Genomic DNA, 21,067 nt, shown 5'->3' on the forward strand with positions numbered 1-21,067 from the left:
GCGTTTCCTCAGCTCCGCACCCTTGCGGGTTCGAATCCCATGCACCGGGCGCAAACAAAAACGGTCCCCTTGCGAGGACCGTTTCCAATTCAGTGGTGGGCGATGAGGGATGTCCGCGTGCGGCTGGCGCCGCCCGCGCCCCGCTTCGTCGCTTCGCTCCTCGCGTGCTACGCTGGAAAACGCTTCGCGTTTCCTCAGCTCCGCACCCTTGCGGGTTCGAATCCCATGCACCGGGCGCAAACAAAAACGGTCCCCTTGCGAGGACCGTTTCCAATTCAGTGGTGGGCGATGAGGGATTCGAACCCCCAGCCTTGTGCGTGTAAAGCACCTGCGCTAACCGTTGCGCCAATCGCCCGCGGGAATTGAGTATAGCGGAAACCCTGCGGGGTTCACCGCTAATTCATAACGAAATCTAAGCGGCGACTTCGGTGCCCTTGTTCTCGTCGATAAAGAAGCGCTTGTACCAAATGAGGAACGTCAGCGTGGTGTAGATCTTGCGCTGGTTGAGCGCGCGGCCCTCAAAGTGATCGTCGAGCAGCTTCATGAGCGCATCGGTGTCAAAGAAATCGGCAGCCCACGGTGCGGTGAAGTACTCCTTGACGTAGTCGTAGTATTTCTGCTCGCGCAGCCAGAACTTAACTGGCACCGGGAAGCCAACCTTCTTGCGTGTTGCCCACTCATCGGGCAGCGTGCGATTGGCGGCGTGGCGCAGGACAAGCTTGCAGCCCTCTTCGTTGACACGGTAGTTGGCGGGAATATGCTCGGCGAACTCCATGACCTTTTTGTCCAGGAACGGAACGCGGAGCTCCAGGGAGTGTGCCATGCACATCTTGTCTGCCTTGAGCAGAATGTCGCCCGGAAGCCACATGTTCATATCCAGATATTGCTTCTTAGAGAGCTCGCAGCAGTCGGGGACCTGCTTGTAGTACTCTGCGCACATTTCGGAGGCGTTCTTGTCGGTGTCGTAAGCTGGCTTGAGAACCTCGTCAACCTCGGACGGGTCGAACACCTTTGCCTGGCCCACGTACCAGCGCTCGGGGACCTCGGCGCACTTGGTCAGGAAGTTGTGACCCTTAAAGTAGGGGAGATGCTGAACGAGCGAGCCCAGGGCACGGCGCACGCCGAGCGGCACGCGCTTCTTGAAGGATCGCATCTCGGGGGTGTCCTCGTACCACTCGTAGCCGGCAAACAGCTCGTCGGCGCCCTCGCCCGAAAGGACGACGGTAACTTCCTCGGCGGCCATCTGTGCCAGATAGTACAGCGGTACGCTGGAGAGGTTCGATTGCGGCTCGTCCATGTGGTACTGGATATCGGGTAGCGCGTCGAAGAACTCGTCGGCGGTGATCATCTTGCGCACGTTCTTAATGCCAAGCTTGTCGGAAAGCTCGGCGGCGTAGTTGGTCTCGTTGAAGTTCTTGTAGTCAAAGCCGACGGAATACGTGGTGTCGGGCATGAGGCAGGCGGCAATGTAGCTGGAGTCGACGCCGCCGGAGAGGAACGAGCCAACTTTAACATCGGCGATGCGGTGCGCGGCAACGCTCTCGTGCACGACCTTGTCGCACTCGTCCACGTACTCCTCGAAGCTCTTGGAGTTGTCATCGGTAAAGTCGCAGCTCCAGTAGCGCTTGATGTCCATAGTGTTGGTCGTAAGGTCGTACGTAAAGCAATGCGCGGGGGCAAGCTTGAACACGCCCTTAAAGAACGTCTCCTCCGTGGCAGGGAACTGCAGCGTGAGGTAGGGACGCAGCGCGTCGCGGTTGACGGCCTTCTCAAACTTGGGGTGGTCCAGGAAGCTCTTGATCTCGGAGCCAAACAGCAGCGAGCCGTCGGAGGCCCGGTAGTAATAGAACGGCTTGATGCCAAAGATGTCACGGGCGCCGAAGAGCTTGTTCCTGTTCTGGTCGTGAATCACGAACGCATACATGCCGCGCAGGCGGTTGACCAGGTCCTCGCCCCACTCCTCGTAGCCGTGCACCAGGACCTCGGTGTCGGCGTTGCAGTGGAAGACGTAGCCGGCAGCCTCGAGCTCGGCGCGAAGCTCCTGGAAGTTGTAGATCTCGCCGTTGAAGACGATGGTGACCTTGCCGTCATCGCTCGACATGGGCTGAGCGCCAGCCTCGGAAAGGTCGAGAATCGAAAGACGGCGGAAGCCGAGGGCGACGTTATCGACGATGTGCTGGCCACCCATATCCGGCCCGCGATGGATGATGCGATTCATCATGGCCGTGAGAACCAGCTCACTCTGTTCATCTGTACCGGTAAAACCGACAAAACCGCACATGCAAGATCCTTTCTGCTGACGGCTTAGGTCCGCTGCCGCAAGGTTTGCAGCAGTCGATATCAATCAATCCTTACTATCATGCCAATCTTTTGCTTCGTGATGGGGCATAAGCGCCGAGGGGACCGAAAAACCACGGCCCGCACGTTGGGTGAAGCGGCGGGCCGTGACTGCGACGATTGCTGTGTGCGAGAGCGCGAGAGGGGCTAGCGCCTGCCGCGCTTGGCAAGGCGGTGCTCTACCTTGGCGACGACGTGGATGAGCGGAATCGTCACAACCAGATAGTAGGGTGCGGCGCAAATGTAGGGTGTGATGTTGCCCGTGGTGGTCGTGAGGTTTTTGGAGAACAGCACGAGTTCCATGACGCCGACGCTCGAAAACAGCGACGTGTCCTTGTAGAGCATGACAAACTCACTGGTCATCCCCGCATCACGCGCATCTGTAGGGCGGGGTTTTGTTATTTCGAATTAACCGTGCGCTGGTCCTTGCAAGTTTTTAGGGTGCTGAGACACTCGCAAGGTCAGGTGGCATATTAGGATGGTTGATAATACAGGGGCGCGGCCGGATTCATCTGGGACGGTTTTTGCTCTTTTAAGGTTAGGTTTAGCGAGAAAGGTCGTTATATGTCGGGTACGACGAAGGAGAAGCTGGCTTTGATGCGCTATGTGGAGCTGCTCGAGGCCGAGGCCCTTGTTGTTTCCAAGCCGGATACTCTTTGCGACCAGCGCATCGAGTTTGCGACCGACGACTCGCGCCAGGTGCGTCCGGGCACATTGTTTGTCTGCAAGGGCCGTGCGTTCAAGCCCGAGTATCTGGTCTCGGCGATTGCCGAAGGCGCCGTGGCGTACGTGTCCGAGGTCGATTACGACGTCGATATTCCCGCTGTGATCGTCAACGATATCCGCCGCACGCTCGCTGTGGTGGCGGACGCCTATTACGGTCATCCCTCGGGCAAGGTGAAGGTCTGCGCTTTTACGGGCACCAAGGGCAAGTCGACCTGCAGCTTTTATCTGCGTGGCATTCTTGCCAACGAGGCTAAGCTCACGGGCCGTCATCGACCAGCCCTCAACACGGGTATCGAGTTCGATGACGGTATCGAGGCCGGTCCTTCTAAGCTAACGACCCCCGAGTCCTTCCTTTTGCAGTCGCGTATCGCCCATGCCGCCGAGGCGGGCGCTCCGTGGCTGGTCATGGAGGCGTCGAGCCAGGGCCTCAAATACGAGCGTACGGGCAAGATTGACTTTGAAGTGGGCGCCTTTACCAATATCGGTGAGGACCATATCTCGCCGATCGAGCACCCCACGCTCGAGGATTACTTTGCCAGCAAGCTCAAGATTTTTTCGCAGAGCCGCTTTGCCGTGGTCAACCTCGATATGGACCACGTCGACCGCGTGCTCGAGGCGGCGTCCCGCTGCGAGCGCACGGTGACGTTCTCGCTGACCGATGGACGCGCCGACGTGCGTGCGTTGGCCATTCGCAACGGCGATTGCGGCGTGATCGCCACGGTCCGCACGCCGCGCTTTACGCGTGACATCGTGATCCCCACGCCCGTCAAGTTCAACGTGTCCAATGCGCTTGCCGCTATTGCCTGCGCCGAGGCCCTCGGCATTTCCGAAGAGGGCATCGTCCATGGCTTTGAGGGCGTCTTTGTTCCCGGTCGCATGGAGCTCTATCCGTCTGCATCGGGCAAGATTTTGGGCGTCGTTGACTATGCGCACAACGGCATGAGCCTCGAGACGCTTTTGCGCGACCTGCGCGAGAACTATCCCGAGCGCGAGCTGGCGGTTGTCTTTGGTGCAACGGGAGGCAAGGGTGTCGATCGCCGTACTACGATGGGTATCGCTGCCGGCAAATACGCCGATCGCATCGTGATTACCGAGGATGACCCGGGCCCCGAGGACGTCGAGGACATCTGCGCCGAGATCGCGCGCAATGTCCAGGCGCAGGGAAACGATAACTGGCAGATCGTGTGCGACCGCGCCGTCGCTATCGAGACGGCCGTGCGCGAGACCGACCGCCCCGCTGTGGTTATCGTGACCGGCAAGGGCGAGGAGGAGTGCATGCTGCGCAAGAACGGACCCGAGCCCTGCGAGCGTGATGGCTCGGTTCTCAAGCGCATCCTTGCGGCGTACGACGCCTAAGCGCCGCTGCCTTTAGGATGGCGTTTGCGAATCATCGACGCCCGATGATGCGGTGCCTCTCAAGCGTGTTCACCTTAGGGAAAACGCGGTACCAAGATTAAGTCTTTTCTACGTAATAAATGGAGTGACCATGTCCCACAACACCCTGCCGACCGTTGCCGAGCTTTCGGGCGAGATGCGCGAGCGCCTTGCCAAGGTCAAGTACGTCTTTACCGATCTGGACGCCACGATGCTCGCGCCCGGCTCGTGCGTGCTGCGCGACAACGACGGCAATCCCTCGACCAAGCTCGTCGAGGCCGTCGTGGCGCTTGCCCGCGCTGGCATCCAGGTAATTCCCACCTCGGGTCGCAACCGCACCATGATCCACGAAGATGCCCGCGTGCTCGGCCTCAACTCCTACATTGGCGAGATGGGTGGCCTGGTCATGTACGACCTCAAGGCCAACGACTGGGAGTATCTGACCGGCGACATGCCTTACGACCCCGCCTGCGGCCTTACGCCGCACCAGGTGATTGAGCAGACCGGCGTGTGCGAGAAGATTCTCGCTCGCTGGCCGCACAAGATCGAGTACCACAACGACATGTCGACTGGCTATAAGTACCGCGAGGTCACCGTCGGCATGCGCGGCGATATTCCCGATGACGAGGCGCAGGCCATCCTCGACGAGGCTGGCTGCGGTCTGGTCTGGGCCTGCAACGGCCACTTGACTCATCTGTCCAAGCCGACGACCCTCGAGCTCGATCGCGTCGAGGACGGTCGAGCCTTTAACATCAATCCGTCGGGTCTCGACAAGGGCGTGGCGGTCGCGCGTTTCTGCGAGCGTCTGGGCATCGAGCGCGACGAGACGCTGGCACTCGGCGATTCCGAGTCTGATTTCTACATGGCCGACCACGTGGGCACGTTCTGCCTGGTCGAGAACGGTCTGACCAGCGCCGGCGCGTCCGAGTTTCTTGCGTCCTGCGATAACGCCTTTGTCACGCGCGGCAGGATCGTTGACGGCTGGGCGGCGACGGCGGAGCTGCTCGTCGCGGCCCGTTCATAGCGCAGTGCCGTTACGCTTGGCCATATCTTTTCGAGAGAGAATCTGGTGAGGTAATGTCCGATATCGAGAATCTGGCCGGTGATACGCGCCCCATCGGCGTGTTCGACTCGGGCCTGGGCGGCTTGACGGTTGCGCGCGCGATTGCGACGGCGCTTCCGCACGAGTCCGTCTACTACTTTGGCGATACCAAGCGCTGCCCTTACGGCACCCGCACCGAGGACGAGGTGCGCTCGTTTGCGCTACAGGCGGGGCGCTGGCTTTCGAGACACGACGTCAAGATCATGGTCATCGCCTGCAATACGGCGACGGCAGCGGCGCTTCGCCTGGCTCAGCAGGTGCTCGATGTCCCCGTGATTGGCGTAATCGCGCCGGGCGCGCGTGCCGCCATCAACAGCACCCGCACGCGCCGTGTGGGCGTGCTCGCCACCAACCTCACCATCCGCTCGGGCGCCTACACGCGCGCCATCCAGGACTTGGATGCCGGCGTGGACGTGTATGGCTGCCCTGCCTCGAGCTTTGTCGAGGTTGTCGAGCACGAGCTCGCCTCGGGCGCGCATCTGCAGGAGCAGTGGCTCGAGAACGAGGATATTTTTGATACGCCAGCCGTTCGCGCGCTGGTCAACGCCACAGTCGAGCCACTGCACGATCGTGGCATCGATACCGTGGTGCTCGGCTGTACGCACTTTCCGTTGCTGGTGGGCCCCATCCGTCATGCGTTGGGGCCCGGAGTGCGCGTGGTGAGCTCCGCCGAGGAGACCACCCGCGAGCTGACCGATATCCTCACGCGCCGTGAGCAGCTGGCGGGCAACACCGCCGAGCCGCAGCATCGCTTTGCCACCACGTCCGACAACATTGCCGAGTTTGCGGTGGCGGGCAGCTTTATCTTTGGCCAGCCGCTCAAAAGCATCGAGCATGTCGATATCGACGAACTCGGTTAGGCACGCAATGTCGCCGGAGTCTTCGCCACATCTTTTGCCGAAAGGATAGTTCCATGGAATATATGCAGGTCAACCGCGCCAACGGCCGCGCCGCAAACGAGCTGCGTCCCGTTAAGCTCACTCGCGGCGTCATGAAGCACGCCCACGGCTCGTGCCTGGCAGAGTTTGGCGACACGCGCGTGCTGTGCGCCGCCACCATCGAGGAGGGCGTTCCGGGCTGGCGCAAGGGCGCCAAGGCCGGTTGGGTAACGGCGGAATATGCGATGCTGCCGGCGTCGACCGGCAAGCGCTGCAAGCGCGAACATGCCAACCGCAAGGGCCGTTCCATGGAGATCGAGCGCTTGATCGGCCGCAGCCTGCGCACCGTCGTCAACATGAAGGCGCTCGGCGAGTACACCGTTACCGTTGACTGCGATGTGATCCAGGCCGATGGCGGCACGCGTACGGCGAGCATCACCGGCGCCTGGGTGGCGCTGCACGACGCCCTTGCCATGTGGGTCGAGGCGGGCAAGCTCGAGCGCATTCCGCTTACCGGTCAGGTTGCCGCTATTTCCATGGGCGTCGTCGACGGCAACACCCTGCTCGACTTGGATTATTCCGAGGACAGCCACGCCGAGGTCGACATGAACCTCGTCGCCACCGACTCCGGCGAGATGATCGAGCTCCAGGGTACCGGCGAGCAGGCGCCCTTCGACCGCAAGCGTCTCAACGCCCTGCTCGATCTGGGCGACAAGGGCATCGCCGAGCTCATCGAGCTTCAGCGTCAAGCCCTCGCCTAACCTGCCAAAAGGGGATGTTGATTTTGGCAGGTTTAATCTGCGAAAACGCCGAAGTATAAGACTGCCGTTGATTGAGAGGGGAGAGGCCGAGGCCCTCGTCGTCCTCTACACGGCATTGCTATAAGAGACAAGGAGGCCAGCTATGGCACTTGAGAAGATTGACATCGACACCCTCGACCCGGCGGCGACCATTGTTGTGGCCACGGGTAACGCCCATAAGCTCACCGAGATCGAGGCCATTTTGGGCAAGGTCATGCCCGAGGTGCGCTTTGTGGCGCTCGGCCAGCTGGGCGATTTTGAGGACCCCGAGGAAAACGGCACGACGTTTTTGGAGAACGCCATCATCAAGGCGCAGGCTGCGGTCGAGGAGACGGGCCTTATGGCCATCGCCGACGATTCCGGCTTGGTCGTCGACGCGCTGGACGGCGAGCCGGGTGTGTATAGCGCGCGTTATGCGGGCGTACACGGCGATGATGCCGCCAACAATGCCAAACTTCTCGTTAATCTGGAAGGCGTGGCAGACGAGGATCGCACCGCACGCTTTATGAGCGTCGTTGCGCTCATCGACCAAGACGGCCTGGTCACCTATGGCGAGGGCGCCTGCGAGGGCGTTATCGCACACGAGGGCCGCGGCGACCACGGCTTTGGCTACGACCCGCTGTTCCTGCCGGTCGATACGCCGGGCAAGACTATGGCCGAGCTCACAGCGGACGAGAAGAACGCCATCAGCCATCGTTTCCATGCACTCGAGCACCTGTCCGCCAAACTCACGGGCGAGGAGTAGGCCGTGCGTGCGGTGGTGCAGCGCGTGCTCAACGCCGGTGTGACGGTCGACGGCGAGTGCGTGGGCCGCATTGGGCGCGGCTATCTGGTATTGCTGGGTGTGGGCCATGGCGATACGCGTGCCGAGGCCGATAAACTATGGGGCAAGCTCCGCGGGTTGCGTATCAACGAGGACGAGAACGGCAAGACTAACTTGGCGCTTGCCGATGTCGACGGCGAGGTGCTCGTGGTGTCGCAGTTTACGCTGTTTGCCGATTGCCGCCACGGCCGTCGTCCGTCGTTTACGGATGCTGGCGCGCCCGATGTTGCCAACGAGCTTTATGAGTACTTTCTGACGCTCGTCGCCCAGGACGTCGACCACGTGGCGCACGGCATCTTTGGCGCCGACATGAAAGTCGACCTGGTCAACGACGGCCCGTTCACCATTGTCCTCGATACCGACAATCTGTAAGTAGCCTAATTAGCTACTTGCGTGGGGTTGTAACAGGGTGCTATAGTATTAGAGTTTTGTCTATCTTAGGGGTATTATCCCCTTTTTGAATTGCACCTTCTGGAGGCCCTGTTCATGGAAGAGATGGAAGTCAATTACGTCGACGACATCCACGAGAAGCTGACCGATATGGTGGGCGATCGCGTCAAGGTGAAGGCCAACATGGGCCGTACCCGCGTTGTCGAGCGCATGGGTACCATCAAGAGCGTCCACCCGGCTGTCTTTATCGTCGAGGTTGACGAGCGCCGCGGCCGCAAGTCGCGTCAGTCCTACCAGTACATCGACGTCCTTACCGGTCAGGTTGAACTGTTCGACCCCGAGAGCGGCGAGCACATCTTTACTCCGCTCGGCAACCAGCTCGAGGAGCATTAACGGTGACCGATCGGTCCCTCATCCTTACTGCGCCGGCAAAGATTAACCTCTACCTGGGGGTTCATACCGAGCGCGATACCCGCGGCTACCACAAAGTCGATTCCCTGATGGCAGCTGTCGGCCTAGCCGATACCGTGACGGTCACGCCGGCGCAGGCGTTGACCGTCCAGACGGTTCCGGCATCAGATTTTCCCATGCAAAAGAATACTGCCTACCGCGCCGCCGTCGCCATGGCCGATCATTTCGGGCGCGAGGCAAACGTGTGCGTGACGATTGAGAAGCGCATCCCGCTGTGCGCCGGCCTGGGCGGCCCCTCGACGGATGCCGCGGCGGTTATCGTTGCCCTGGCTGAGCTGTGGGGCATCGACCGCACTGATCCTGCGCTGGACGAGATTGCGCGTGGCATCGGCGCCGACGTGCCGTTCTTTTTGCATGCGAGCCCCGCATTCTACGTGGGTGGGGGAGACGTTCTGGCAACTGAGTACCCCGCGCTTCCTGTGACGCCCGTTGTGCTGGTCAAGCCGCGGGAGGCGAGCGTTTCGACAATTGAGGCCTATCGACGTTTTGACGAGGCCCCGGTGCCCGCGACTGCGCCCGGTGCCATTGCATCGGCTCTTAGCGTGAATGATGCGAAGATGGCGTATTCGCTCATCCATAACAACTTGGGCGTCATTTCTGCTTTGATGGAGCCGCAGATCCAGGCGGTTCTCGACTGGCTGAGCGCACAGGAGGGAACCGTTGCCGTGGACGTGTGCGGGTCGGGTGCCTGCTCGTTTGCCATTTGCGACACCGCCGCCACGGCCGAAAGGCTTGTCGACGCCGCCCAGCAAAATGGCTGGTGGTCCTGCGCGACTGAGCTTATTCCCAACACGGTTCAAATCGACGCGCCAAAGAAATAAAAATTTCTCTAGCACGCGGCGAAAAACTTTGTTACTATAGTCGAGCTAACGGGTTGTGGCTCAGTTTGGTAGAGCACTGCGTTCGGGACGCAGGGGTCGCTGGTTCAAATCCAGTCAACCCGACCAGAGCATGAGGAGGGACCGCTTCTTGCGGTCCCTTTTTTTAGCTATTGTTGTGATACCGCGATACCCGCGGTATACTCATTCGAGCTTGTCTCGCTGTTTTGTGGAGGTCTACATGTTTGGACTGAGGGCTCCTGAGCTCATCATTATTCTCGTCGTTGTCCTGATTATCTTCGGGCCCAAGAACCTGCCGAAGCTCGGCAAGTCCCTCGGCTCTACCGTCAAGAATATCCGCGAGGGTATGGAGGGCGACGATAAGGACGAGACCAAGCAGGCCGAGGACGTTGTGGTCGAGGAGTCCGAGGAGGACAAGAAGATCGCAGAGCTCGAGGCCCAGCTCGCCGCCGCCAAGAAAAAGAAGGCAGAGGACGGCGACGCGGACGCAGAGTAGTCCCATCCCTTTGGGGTGAGCACCTGACCGGCTTGCCCGCAGGCTAGCCGGTCTTTTTCGTTATGTTGACAGTTGATTGTTACATCATAGTTGGGGAGATATCCGTATGGACGCAAGCCAGATCGTACTGACCGCTGAGGGCCGCCAGAAGCTCGTCGAGGAGCTCGCTTGGCGTGAGGGCGATTACGCCAAGGAGATCGTCGAGGACATCAAGGAAGCCCGCGCGTTTGGCGACCTTTCGGAGAACTCCGAGTACGATGCCGCCAAGGACAAGCAGGCTCAGAATGCTGCTCGCATTGCCGAGATTCAGGCTATTCTCGCCAACGCTCAGGTTGCTGCCACCACGGGCGATCTGACCGTCTCCATCGGTTCCACCGTTTCGCTGATTGATCCCAACGGTGAGGTCATGGAAGTCACGCTCGTCGGTACCACCGAGACCAACTCGCTCGAGCACAAGATCTCCAACGAGTCCCCGGTCGGCCACGCCATCATCGGCCACGGCGAGGGCGACTCCGTCGAGGTCGTTACGCCTTCCGGCAAGACTCGCGTCTACACCATCGCCAAGATCGCACGCTAGACCACGGTCCCGCGTAAAGGTATGTTTTCGCTCCCTGGGACCGAATCCTGGGGAGCGTTTTAGTTTGAGGAGCTAACTTATGGCAGAGAACCAAAACGCCGCCGAGCAGGCATCGACGCTCAACGACGAGCGCGCCACGCGCCTGGCCAAGCGCGCCGCCCTGTTCGAGGCGGGCCAGAACCCCTATCCCGAGCACTCCGAGATCGAGGACTACGTTGCCGACATCGAGGCTAAGTATGCCGATCTTGCCGATGGCGAAGACACCGAGGACGTCGTGAAGATCGGCGGCCGCGTGGTCGCCAAGCGTGGTCAGGGCAAGATCATGTTCATCGTCGTGCGCGACGCAACGGCCGAGATTCAGCTGTTCTGCCGCATCAACGACATGGACGAGGCAGCCTGGAATACGCTCAAGGCCCTCGACCTTGGCGATATCCTGGGTGTGACCGGTGTGGTTGTGCGTACTCAGCGCGGCCAGCTCTCCGTCGCCCCTAAGAGCGCGACCCTGCTCTCCAAGGCCGTTCGCCCGCTGCCCGAGAAGTTCCACGGTCTCTCCGACAAGGAGACCCGCTATCGTCAGCGCTATGTCGACCTGATCGCCAACGACGATGTCCGCGAGACCTTCCGCAAGCGCTCGCAGATCCTCTCCACCTTCCGTCGCTTTATGGAGTCCGACGGGTACATGGAGGTCGAGACTCCCATTCTGCAGACCATTCAGGGTGGCGCTACGGCTAAGCCGTTCATCACGCACTTTAACGCTCTCGATCAGGAGTGCTACCTGCGCATTGCTACCGAGCTGCACCTCAAGCGCTGCATCGTCGGTGGCTTTGAGCGCGTCTTCGAGATCGGTCGTATCTTCCGTAACGAGGGCATGGACCTCACCCACAACCCCGAGTTCACCACGATGGAGGCCTACCGTGCCTTCTCCGATCTCGAGGGCATGAAGGCGCTCGCCCAGGGCGTCATCAAGGCTGCCAACAAGGCCATCGGCAACCCCGAGGTCATCGAGTACCAGGGCCAGACCATCGATCTTTCCGGTGAGTGGGCAAGCCGCCCCATGACTGATATTGTCTCTGACGTGCTCGGCAAGAAGGTCACCATCGACACGCCTGTCGAGGAGCTTGCTGCCGCCGCGCGCGAGAAGGGCCTGGAGATCAAGCCCGAGTGGACTGCCGGCAAGATCATCGCCGAGATTTACGATGAGCTGGGCGAGGACACCATCGTCAACCCGACCTTCGTGTGCGATTACCCCATCGAGGTCAGCCCGCTCGCCAAGCGTTTTGAGGACGACCCGCGTCTGACCCACCGCTTTGAGCTGGTCATCGCCGGCCACGAGTACGCCAACGCATTCTCCGAGCTCAACGACCCGGTCGACCAGGCTGAGCGCTTTGCCGCCCAGATGGCCGAGAAGGCCGGCGGCGACGATGAGGCCATGGAGTATGACGAGGACTACGTGCGCGCCCTCGAGTACGGTATGCCTCCCGCGGGCGGCATTGGCATCGGTATCGACCGCGTGGTCATGCTGCTCACCAACCAGGCTTCTATCCGCGATGTCCTGCTGTTCCCGCACATGAAGCCCGAGAAGGGTTTCCAGTCCGGTGCCGCTGCCGCCAAGGCTGCAGAGGCCGGCAACGCCGCGAGCCCGTTCGTTAAGTCGCTCAAGCCCACGCTCGATTACTCCAAGATCGCCGTTGAGCCGCTGTTTGAGGAGTTCGTCGACTTCGATACCTTCTCCAAGAGCGATTTCCGCGCTGTGAAGGTCAAGGCATGCGAGGCCGTCAAGAAGTCCAAGAAGCTGCTGAACTTTACGCTCGACGACGGTACCGGTGCCGACCGCACCATCCTCTCCGGCATCCACGAATACTATGAGCCCGAGGACCTGGTCGGCAAGACCCTGCTTGCCATCACCAACCTGCCTCCGCGCAAGATGATGGGCATCCCCAGCTGCGGCATGCTCATCAGTGCCATCCACGAGGAGGAGGGTGAGGAGCGCCTCAACCTGATCCAGCTCGACGCCTCCATTCCTGCCGGCGCAAAGATGTACTAACTAGTTACGCGGTTCTACGAACCGCGTAACGGCTCGACGCTGCGCGGGCCGCACCTGTACAATCTGACGTTCAACTTCAAGGGCGCGACCGAAAGGTCAACGCCCTTTCGTTTCACGTCACCTTGTCTCAAATGCAGCCCGCTCGCTGACTTATGCTCAACCTGCGGCGCCATTTTGCTTGAAGGTACCTTGCTCGCTCTGGCGGGCTTTCGCTGTCGTTGCCAACACATCGGCGTTGCCTTGGCCGTCAAGCTAAACGTCGCTCGCTGTCCGTCCTCTACCTGCGGCGTTGCTCGCTTTGTCTTCCGACGCGCCTTCCCCATGGGAACCGTCTTTGAAGAGCAGCATATGGAGCTCGTGCGCATGCCGGGCGCTTCCGTTGCCGATGCCGTCAATGACGTTGCCGAGGACATGGGTGTTGAGCCCGCCTGCTAGGCAACAGCCTCTAACCTAGAGCGCCCGCCGCACCCGGCGATTCCTTTTTTGTAGACGTTGTCGTATGGCTGCACGCGGAAAAGGCCACAGCGGTTAACATATACTCCATATGGGTAAAGAGACCAAAGCGCCGCCACGAGTGGCGCTTTGCGTTTGAAAAACTAGCTCGTCTAAGAGGAACTAGCATGTTGGACCGTTTTACCGATCGCGCGCGCAAGGTCATGTCCATGGCCAAGCAGGAGGCGCTCGATCTTCACTCAAATAAGGTGGGTACCGAGCATCTGCTGCTCGCGCTCGCCAAGGAGGACGAGGGCATTGCCGCCGAGGCACTGCGCTCACTCGATATCTCCTACGATGACATCATGGACACGCTCAAGGAGGTCCAGACCACCGTTCCCGAGCCCAGCGAGGAGACCGAGGCCGCTAAGCTCGCCTTTACGCCGCTCGTCATCAGCGTGATGGAGCGTTCCTTCCGCGTGGCGCGCGAGAACAACCAGACCTATGTGTCGACCGAGCACCTGCTCATCGGTATCGTCGAAGAGGGCAACGGCATGGCCATGGACATTCTCATGCGCCTGGGTGTTTCGTCCGCTTCCATTAAAAAAGCCATCGAGAAGCTTACCGCCAAGGATCAAGACAAGAAGCGCCCGCTCGCCGGTGCCGGTGCCGGGCGTCCCGGTACAGGCCTGCCGTTCTTTAGCGGCTCGGACGCCTCGCAGCAAAAGGGGAGCGGCACCGACACGCTCAAACAGTTCGCCACCAACCTTACGCAGAAGGCGCGCGACGGCGAGCTCGACCCGGTGATCGGTCGCGAAAAGGAAGTCCAGCGCATGATGGAGATCCTTTCGCGCCGCACCAAGAACAACCCGCTTATCTTGGGTGACCCCGGCGTGGGCAAGACGGCCATCGTCGAGGGCCTGGCGCAGCAGATCGCTGCCGGCAACGTGCCCGAGAACCTTATGAACCAGAACATCTGGACGCTCGACCTGCCGGGTCTTGTCGCGGGCGCCAAGTATCGCGGTGAGTTTGAGGAGCGTCTCAAGAACGTAATCCAGGAGGCAACCGAAGCCGACGACGTCATCCTGTTTATCGACGAGATGCACACCATCATCGGTGCCGGTTCTGCCGAGGGATCCATCGATGCAAGCTCCATGCTCAAGCCCGTGCTCGCGCGCGGCGCTTTCCAGATCATCGGTGCCACCACGGCCGAGGAGTTCCGCAAGTACCTCACCAAGGACCCGGCCTTCGAGCGCCGCTTCCAGACCATCGATGTTGAGGAGCCAAGCGTCGAGGACACGGTCAAGATCCTGACCGCGCTCAAGCCGCGCTACGAGGAGCACCACCACGTGCGCTATACGCAGGGTGCCATCGAGGCCGCCGCGAACCTCTCCAACCGCTACATCCAGGATCGCTTCCTGCCCGATAAGGCCATCGACCTCATCGACGAGGCCGGCGCCCGCGCCCGCATTGCCGCCAACCGTGCGCCTGAGCCGGTGCGCGAGGCCGAGCATCGCGTGGAGGAGCTCAAGGCTGCCGCGCAGGAGGCCACCGAGGGCGACGACATGAACAAGGCCGCCGAGATTACCGAGCAGCAGAAGGCTGCCGAGATTGAGCTCGCCGAGGCCAAGGCAGCTTGGACGGCCGAGCTCGACGCCAGCCCGCTCACCATCGATGTCGCCCAGGTTGCCGACATCGTGTCCGTGACCTCGGGCGTGCCGGTGTCTTCGCTCACCGAGAGCGAAAGCCGTCGTCTGTTGCAGACCGAAAGCGTGCTCAAGACCCGCATTATCGGACAGGATGAAGCTGTCGAGGCCGTGGCCAAGGCAGTGCGCCGCAGCCGCTCGCCGCTCAAGGACCCGCGTCGTCCCGGCGGCAGCTTTATCTTCTTGGGTCCTACCGGCACAGGCAAGACCGAGCTCGCCAAGACGCTCGCCGAGTATCTCTTTGGCAGCAAGGACGCGCTCATCAGCTTCGACATGTCGGAGTTTGGCAGCGAGTTCGAGGTCTCCAAGCTTATCGGTAGCCCCCCGGGCTACGTGGGCCACGACGAGGGCGGTCAGCTCACCAAGGCCGTTCGCCGTCACCCGTACTCGGTCGTGCTGTTCGACGAGATCGAGAAGGCGCACCCCGATATCTTCAACATCTTGCTGCAGGTGCTTGAGGAGGGTCGCCTGACCGATAGCCAGGGCAAGACGGTCGATTTCCGCAACACCGTGATCATCATGACGTCCAACGTGGGCGCCCGCGAGATTGCGCAGGATGCGAGCGTTGGCTTTGGCACCACCGGTGAGCAGGGTCTTACCTCGAGCGAGATTAAGGGCCGTGCGATGGGCGAACTCAAGCGCCTGTTCCGCCCCGAGCTGCTCAACCGTATCGATGACATCGTGGTGTTTCAGAAGCTTTCGGGCGAGAACTTGACCAAGATCGCTCACCTGCTGGTGGACGACCTGCGCCAGCGCCTGATTGCCAACGGCATGAACATCAAACTCACCGATGCGGCCTACGACAAGATCGTAGCCGAGGGTACCGACCTCACCAACGGCGCACGTCCGCTGCGCCGCGCCATCCAAAAGCTCATCGAGGATCCGCTATCCGAGGAGCTGCTGGCCGGCGAGTGGGGTAGTGGCGATACCGTCCTGTGCGACGTGGCCGACGGCAAGTTCGTCTTTAGCCACGGTACGGGCGAGATCCCGGCGCCGCGTCCGGCAGGTGCGCTTGGGGGCGATACCGCTCCGGCAGCGCCGCACACCGGAAACGCCGCGCCTGTGAGCAGTGGCGTAAGCTCGGGCCCCGGCGGCATGATGCAAGCCGGTTCCGGCGCGCTGTAGGGCGTAACAAACCTTGTGTCCACGAGGGCGTTCCAAAGGAGCGCCCTTTTTTCTGTTGGAAAGGCCCCTCGTTCAAAGTAAATCTCATTAAACATACCAACGGCGTATGCATAAGCGTTGGTCAAGCGTGGAGGTTGGTTGAAGGGTCCAACGTCCCTTCGGCGCAGTCCGTCTACCTGCTTTATCTTAATAAAGCGGCGTTTCTCCGCCGTTAGCCGATGATGCGAGAGCGCTCGGCGTTTTCGACTGGTTTATGCAAACGAAGTCTGGGAATATACAAGGCACATGTCTTATTGTCTAACCAGTTGCGCCAAGGAGGCACCATGGACTACAAGATCACCGGCTATGAGCCCGCCCAGCTGTTCCATTTCTTTGAGGAGGTCAGCGCGATCCCCCGTGGGTCTGGCAACGAGAAGGGCATCAGCGATTTCCTGGTTGCGTTTGCCAAGGAGCGCGGCCTCGATGTGTATCAGGACGAGGTCTACAACGTCATCATTCGCAAGCCCGCATCTGCCGGTGCCGAGAATGCCCCGACCGTAATGCTTCAGGGCCACATCGATATGGTGTGCGACAAGTTGGGCTCCGTTGAGCACGACTTTACGACCGATGGTATCGACCTGCTCGTCAAGGACGGCGTTCTCACCGCTAACGGTACTACGCTGGGCGCTGACAACGGCATCGCCGTCGCGCTTATGCTTACCGTGCTCAACGACGATTCGATTGCCCATCCGGCCCTCGAGTGCGTATTCACCACCGACGAGGAGACTGGCCTGGTCGGCGCCGAGACGCTCGACAAGTCCCAGATTAGCGCCCGCACCATGATTAACCTTGACTCCGAGGAAGAGGGCGTTGCCACCGTCAGCTGCGCCGGCGGCGTCGTCGTTACCTACACCTGCCCGATCGCGCGCGAGCACAAGACCGGTAGCACCCTCACGCTCGACATCTCCGGCCTGCTGGGCGGTCACTCCGGCAGCGATATCCACCTGGAGCGCGGCAACGGCAACCTCATCATGGCCCGCATCATCGACCGCCTGATGGTTGCCGGCGAGCCCGCCATCGTTAGCTTTAACGGCGGCACCAAGGACAACGCCATCAACCGTGAGTGCAAGGCTGTTCTGGTCTACGCCGACCACGCTGCCGCCGAGGCCGCGGCCCAGATCGCAAAGGGCATTATCGCCGACGTCACTGCCGAGCTCGAGGTCTTCGACCCCGGCTTTACCTGCACTGTCGAGATTGCCGACGACGCCGAGGTCGAGGCCATGGACGAGAAGTCCGCGCTTGCCCTCATTCGCGCCCTGCGTCTTGCCCCCAACGGCGTGATCCGCCGCAACGTCGCTACCGACGGCTCCGTCGAGGTTTCCTCCAACATCGGTGTGGTTGCCACTTCTGACGACGAGGTCAAGATCATGCTGTCCCCGCGCTCCTCGATCACCTCGCTGCAGAACGAGTTCAAGGACCGCCTGCAGACGCTGGCCGATGTCCTGGGCTTCGACGCCAAGTTTGAGTTCGAGTATCCCGGCTGGAGCTATGCCGAGCATTCGCCGGTCCGCGACGTCTTTATCGAGAGCTATCGCGAGCTCTTTGGCTCCGAGCTGCGCATCGAGTCCATTCACGCCGGCCTTGAGTGCGGCCTGTTTGCCGAGGCCCTGCACGGCCTGGACGCCATCGCCGTGGGCCCGACGCTCTCCGATGTCCACACCCCGGACGAGAGCATGGAGCTCGCTTCTGCCGAGCGCTTCTACGAGCTGCTCATCGACGTCCTCAAGCGCCTTGCCGTGTAAAGGTCGCCTTGGTTAAGCCGCTCTAAAACGGCTGGCTATGAAAACGGCCGCCTGGCGTAATGCCGGGCGGCCGTTATTCGTCACAGTGCGAGGATCCCAAGGTGCTCAAGCAGGATCTTAAACCCGATGAGGACGAGTACGACGCCACCCACGATGGTGGCGGGTTTTTCGTAGCGCGCGCCAAAGGTGTGGCCGATCGCTACGCCGGCGACGGAGAAGATAAACGTTGTGACGCCGATAAGCGATACAGAGGGCACGATATCGACTGAGAGCGCGGCAAACGAGACGCCCACGGCGAGCGCGTCAATCGAGGTGGCGATGGCAAGGATTAGGTACTCGCCCAGGTCGATCTTTTCGGCATCCTTGCCGTCGCCTTCGTCCTCATCCTCGTCTTCGGTAAAGGCTTCCCACAGCATCTTGCCGCCGATAAAGGCCAAAAGGATAAAGGCGATCCAATGGTCTATGGGACCGATGATGCCCATGAACTGGCTGCCGAGTGCCCAACCGATTACGGGCATGCCGGCCTGAAAGCCGCCAAAGAACAGGCCGAGCACAACGGCGACTTTAAGGTTGATCTTTTTCATGCCGAGACCTTTGCAGATGGAAACGGCAAAGGCGTCCATCGAAAGGCCAACGGCGAGCAACACGAGCTCTGCGAGTCCCATAGTCTGGCCCCCTCTCTGCGGGCGAACCCGATTACACGACCACTCCCTCATTTATATGAGACCCGATGCTACCACATGAGCAGCCAAAAGAGCCCCGTCCCAAATGAGCTACCTAAGCGGTGTTCGCTCATTCTGTAAGCATCGGAATTTGCGGGCGTCACAGGGGCAAACCGTGAGAAACTTATTGACGTTTATGGAGCGTATACGATGGGAGCGATGCCTTGGATAAGAACGAGCTGCAAAAGCGTATGGAACAGGCCATCCGCCTGACGGCACCTGGTCAGCCGATCCGCACCGCCCTTGACATGATCATCGCCGGTCACCTGGGCGCCCTTATCTGCGTCGGCGACACCGAAAACGTGCTCGCTGCCGGTAACGACGGCTTCCCGCTCAACATTTCGTTTACCTCGAACCGCCTGTTTGAGCTTTCCAAGATGGACGGCGCCATCGTCATCGACGGCGACCTTACCCAGATCCTGCGCGCCAATTTCCACCTCAATCCCGACCCCTCGCTCGCCACGAGCGAGACGGGCATGCGTCACCGTACTGCCGCTCGCATGTCGGTGCTCACCGACGCCATCGTGATCTCGGTCTCGGCCCGTCGTGCCGTCGTCAACGTGTATGTGCACGGCAAGAGCTATGAGATTCAGCCCGTCACCACCATCATGAGCTCGGTCAACCAGCTCGTCGCTACGCTTCAGACCACCCGTCAGTCGCTCGACCGCTCCCTGCTGCGTCTGACGGCCCTCGAGCTGGACGACTACGTCACGCTCGCCGACATCACCGGCATTTTCTCGAGTTTCGAGATCATGCAGCAGGCAAAGACCGAGCTTAAGGATTGCATTGTCAAGCTGGGCAACCAGGGCAAGCTCGTGCAGATGCAGCTCGAGCAGCTCGCCGGCTCCAGCATGGATACCGAATACGACTTGATGATTCGCGACTACGCAAGCGATTCCTCCGAGGCAAACGCCGAGAAGATCCGTGCCGAGCTTAGCCGTATGACGCCCAAGGACTTGTCCGACCCGCAGCATGTGGCGGCGGTTCTGGGTTACGACGACCTGGACGAGGACTCCGTCATGACGCCGCTGGGCCTGCGCACGCTTTCGCGCGTGTCCGTCGTGCGCGACGGCGTGGCCGAGAAGATTGTCGACGAGTATGGCTCGCTGCAGGAGCTCATGGACGACATCAGCAAGGATCCGGAGCGCCTGGGCGACTTTGGCGTTAACAACCCTGCCATTCTTGCGGACTCCCTGTACCGCATGAAGGGCACCAAACAGGGGAACGCATAATGGCGCCCGTATGCGCCGTGGTCGTTGCCGGTGGCAGCGGCCAGCGCTTTGGTAATCCTGGTGGCAAGCAGCTCGTCAATGTAGCGGGCCGTCCGCTTATGAGCTGGTCCATCCGCGCGTTTGACCGTAGCGATAAGGTCGGCCATATCGTCGTGGTTTGCCCTGCCGAGCGTCGTGCCGAGATGCGCCGCCTGGCCATCAGCCCGTATTCGTATAACACGCCCATCAGCTTCGCCGATGCCGGCGATACTCGCCAGGACTCCACTCGTGCCGGCGTGCATGCGGTGCCGGCAGGCTTTGAATACGTCGCCATTCACGACGGCGCTCGTCCGCTCATTACTACCGAGGCCATCGATCACGCTATCGACGTGCTCGTGAGTGACCGCTCGCTCGACGGTGTCGTGTGTGGCCAGCCCGCGATCGACACGCTCAAGATCGTCGATGGGGACAACATCGTCGAGACGCCGCCACGCGAACTCTATTGGGCCGCGCAGACGCCGCAGATCTTTAGTGTCGACGCCATGAAACGCGCCCATGCCGCGGCGATTGCCGAGGGCTTTATCGGTACGGACGATTCGTCACTGGTCGAGCGCATGGGTGGGCGCGTCCGCTGCGTCCAGAGCCCGCGCGACAACCTTAAGGTGACGGTGCCCGAGGACTTGCGTCCCGTAACCGCGATTTTGCTCGGGCGGATGGCCGAGAGAGAGGACCTTCCCCATGTTCAGTAACCTGCACATTGGCCACGGCTACGACGTCCACCGTTTGGTGGAGGGGCGTCGATGTATCATCGGCGGGGTCGACATTCCCTACGAGCGCGGCCTGCTGGGCCACTCGGATGCCGATGTGCTCGCGCACGCGCTGGCCGATGCTATTCTGGGTGCCTGCCGCGGGGGAGACATTGGCAAGCTGTTCCCCGACACCGACCCCGCCTACGAGGGTGCCGACTCGATGGTGTTGCTTGCCCGCGTAATGGACTATGCGCGCGAGCTGGGCTTTGAGTTTGTCGATGCCGACTGCACCATTGCCTGCCAGCAGCCTAAGATCACCCCGCACCGCGATGCCATGCGTGCCAACTTGGCCCATGCCCTGGGCGTTGACGTCGAAAACGTGGGCGTCGCCGCCACCACGACCGAAAAGCTCGGTTGGGAAGGTCAAGGCGAGGGAATTGGCGCCTGGGCCGTCTGCCTGCTACAGAAAACCGTTAAGGAGTAA

General features: G+C 61.0%; 20 protein-coding genes and 2 tRNA genes. 18 read left to right on the forward strand and 4 right to left on the reverse strand.

The window, feature by feature from the left end; all coding sequences use genetic code 11:
* Positions 1-279: 279 nt before the first annotated feature.
* From ACTNB2_RS06620 to ACTNB2_RS06630, 3 genes are all read right to left on the reverse strand, one after another.
* Positions 280-355, reverse strand: a tRNA-Val gene (locus ACTNB2_RS06620).
* Positions 356-412: 57 nt separating this feature from the next.
* A complete protein-coding gene (asnB, locus tag ACTNB2_RS06625; RefSeq protein ID WP_441044578.1) occupies positions 413-2,281 on the reverse strand; it encodes an asparagine synthase (glutamine-hydrolyzing) in 1,869 nt (622 codons plus the stop codon).
* 203 nt (positions 2,282-2,484) lie between these two features.
* Positions 2,485-2,700 (reverse strand): hypothetical protein, encoded by a 216-nt coding sequence (locus ACTNB2_RS06630; RefSeq protein WP_441042420.1) that lies wholly within the window; start codon positions 2,698-2,700, stop codon positions 2,485-2,487.
* Between the two features lie 201 nt (positions 2,701-2,901).
* Between ACTNB2_RS06630 and ACTNB2_RS06635 the strand changes: the two genes are divergently transcribed.
* From ACTNB2_RS06635 to ACTNB2_RS06705, 15 genes are all read left to right on the forward strand, one after another.
* Positions 2,902-4,419 carry a Mur ligase family protein gene (locus ACTNB2_RS06635; protein WP_441042418.1) on the forward strand — a complete coding sequence of 506 codons (1,518 nt, stop codon included), beginning with the start codon at positions 2,902-2,904 and terminating at the stop codon, positions 4,417-4,419.
* A 130-nt stretch (positions 4,420-4,549) separates the two neighbouring features.
* Positions 4,550-5,461 (forward strand): HAD family hydrolase, encoded by a 912-nt coding sequence (locus ACTNB2_RS06640; RefSeq protein ID WP_427747684.1) that lies wholly within the window; start codon positions 4,550-4,552, stop codon positions 5,459-5,461.
* A 53-nt stretch (positions 5,462-5,514) separates the two neighbouring features.
* The gene (gene murI, locus ACTNB2_RS06645; protein ID WP_117769301.1) at positions 5,515-6,399 is read left to right on the forward strand and encodes a glutamate racemase; all 885 of its coding nucleotides are present in this window, start codon (positions 5,515-5,517) and stop codon (positions 6,397-6,399) included.
* A gap of 53 nt (positions 6,400-6,452) precedes the next feature.
* Entirely contained in the window at positions 6,453-7,178 is a 726-nt protein-coding gene (rph, locus tag ACTNB2_RS06650; protein WP_117799672.1) for a ribonuclease PH, read from the forward strand.
* A 142-nt stretch (positions 7,179-7,320) separates the two neighbouring features.
* On the forward strand, positions 7,321-7,962 hold the full coding sequence (gene rdgB, locus ACTNB2_RS06655; RefSeq protein WP_118206636.1) for an RdgB/HAM1 family non-canonical purine NTP pyrophosphatase: 642 nt from the start codon (positions 7,321-7,323) through the stop codon (positions 7,960-7,962).
* A 3-nt stretch (positions 7,963-7,965) separates the two neighbouring features.
* Entirely contained in the window at positions 7,966-8,412 is a 447-nt protein-coding gene (gene dtd / locus ACTNB2_RS06660) for a D-aminoacyl-tRNA deacylase (RefSeq protein WP_117797049.1), read from the forward strand.
* A 114-nt stretch (positions 8,413-8,526) separates the two neighbouring features.
* Positions 8,527-8,823: a Veg family protein gene (locus ACTNB2_RS06665; protein ID WP_118206416.1), complete on the forward strand. Its 297-nt coding sequence runs from the start codon at positions 8,527-8,529 to the stop codon at positions 8,821-8,823.
* A gap of 2 nt (positions 8,824-8,825) precedes the next feature.
* Positions 8,826-9,722, forward strand: coding sequence for a 4-(cytidine 5'-diphospho)-2-C-methyl-D-erythritol kinase (gene ispE, locus ACTNB2_RS06670; RefSeq protein WP_441042415.1), 897 nt, complete (start codon positions 8,826-8,828; stop codon positions 9,720-9,722).
* A 49-nt stretch (positions 9,723-9,771) separates the two neighbouring features.
* Positions 9,772-9,848: transfer RNA gene (locus ACTNB2_RS06675), tRNA-Pro, on the forward strand.
* Positions 9,849-9,960: 112 nt separating this feature from the next.
* A complete protein-coding gene (gene tatA, locus ACTNB2_RS06680) occupies positions 9,961-10,236 on the forward strand; it encodes a twin-arginine translocase TatA/TatE family subunit (protein ID WP_195838497.1) in 276 nt (91 codons plus the stop codon).
* A gap of 106 nt (positions 10,237-10,342) precedes the next feature.
* On the forward strand, positions 10,343-10,813 hold the full coding sequence (greA, locus tag ACTNB2_RS06685) for a transcription elongation factor GreA (protein WP_006234960.1): 471 nt from the start codon (positions 10,343-10,345) through the stop codon (positions 10,811-10,813).
* 79 nt (positions 10,814-10,892) lie between these two features.
* Positions 10,893-12,857, forward strand: a complete 1,965-nt coding sequence (gene lysS, locus ACTNB2_RS06690) for a lysine--tRNA ligase (RefSeq protein ID WP_154514782.1) — start codon at positions 10,893-10,895, stop codon at positions 12,855-12,857.
* 240 nt (positions 12,858-13,097) lie between these two features.
* On the forward strand, positions 13,098-13,292 hold the full coding sequence (locus ACTNB2_RS06695; protein WP_441042413.1) for a hypothetical protein: 195 nt from the start codon (positions 13,098-13,100) through the stop codon (positions 13,290-13,292).
* Between the two features lie 185 nt (positions 13,293-13,477).
* Positions 13,478-16,120 (forward strand): ATP-dependent Clp protease ATP-binding subunit, encoded by a 2,643-nt coding sequence (locus ACTNB2_RS06700; RefSeq protein ID WP_427747689.1) that lies wholly within the window; start codon positions 13,478-13,480, stop codon positions 16,118-16,120.
* A gap of 323 nt (positions 16,121-16,443) precedes the next feature.
* A complete protein-coding gene (locus ACTNB2_RS06705; protein WP_441042409.1) occupies positions 16,444-17,901 on the forward strand; it encodes an aminoacyl-histidine dipeptidase in 1,458 nt (485 codons plus the stop codon).
* Between the two features lie 80 nt (positions 17,902-17,981).
* On the opposite strand, the gene ACTNB2_RS06710 is transcribed toward ACTNB2_RS06705, so the two are convergent.
* Positions 17,982-18,566, reverse strand: a complete 585-nt coding sequence (locus ACTNB2_RS06710) for a manganese efflux pump MntP (RefSeq protein WP_441042407.1) — start codon at positions 18,564-18,566, stop codon at positions 17,982-17,984.
* Between the two features lie 248 nt (positions 18,567-18,814).
* Here ACTNB2_RS06710 and disA point away from each other — a divergent pair, with 248 nt between their 5' ends.
* Genes disA through ispF form a run of 3 tightly spaced genes read left to right on the forward strand, consistent with a single transcriptional unit; the run spans position 18,815 to position 21,067 of the window.
* Entirely contained in the window at positions 18,815-19,855 is a 1,041-nt protein-coding gene (gene disA / locus ACTNB2_RS06715; RefSeq protein ID WP_370450554.1) for a DNA integrity scanning diadenylate cyclase DisA, read from the forward strand.
* Positions 19,855-20,583 carry a 2-C-methyl-D-erythritol 4-phosphate cytidylyltransferase gene (ispD, locus tag ACTNB2_RS06720; protein ID WP_154514770.1) on the forward strand — a complete coding sequence of 243 codons (729 nt, stop codon included), beginning with the start codon at positions 19,855-19,857 and terminating at the stop codon, positions 20,581-20,583. The genes disA and ispD overlap by 1 nt, the downstream gene beginning before the upstream one ends.
* Positions 20,573-21,067 (forward strand): 2-C-methyl-D-erythritol 2,4-cyclodiphosphate synthase, encoded by a 495-nt coding sequence (gene ispF, locus ACTNB2_RS06725; protein ID WP_441042405.1) that lies wholly within the window; start codon positions 20,573-20,575, stop codon positions 21,065-21,067. Before ispD ends, ispF begins: the two co-directional genes overlap by 11 nt.

The sequence above is a fragment of the Collinsella sp. HCP28S3_G2 genome (genome assembly GCF_052065125.1).
Taxonomy (GTDB): domain Bacteria; phylum Actinomycetota; class Coriobacteriia; order Coriobacteriales; family Coriobacteriaceae; genus Collinsella.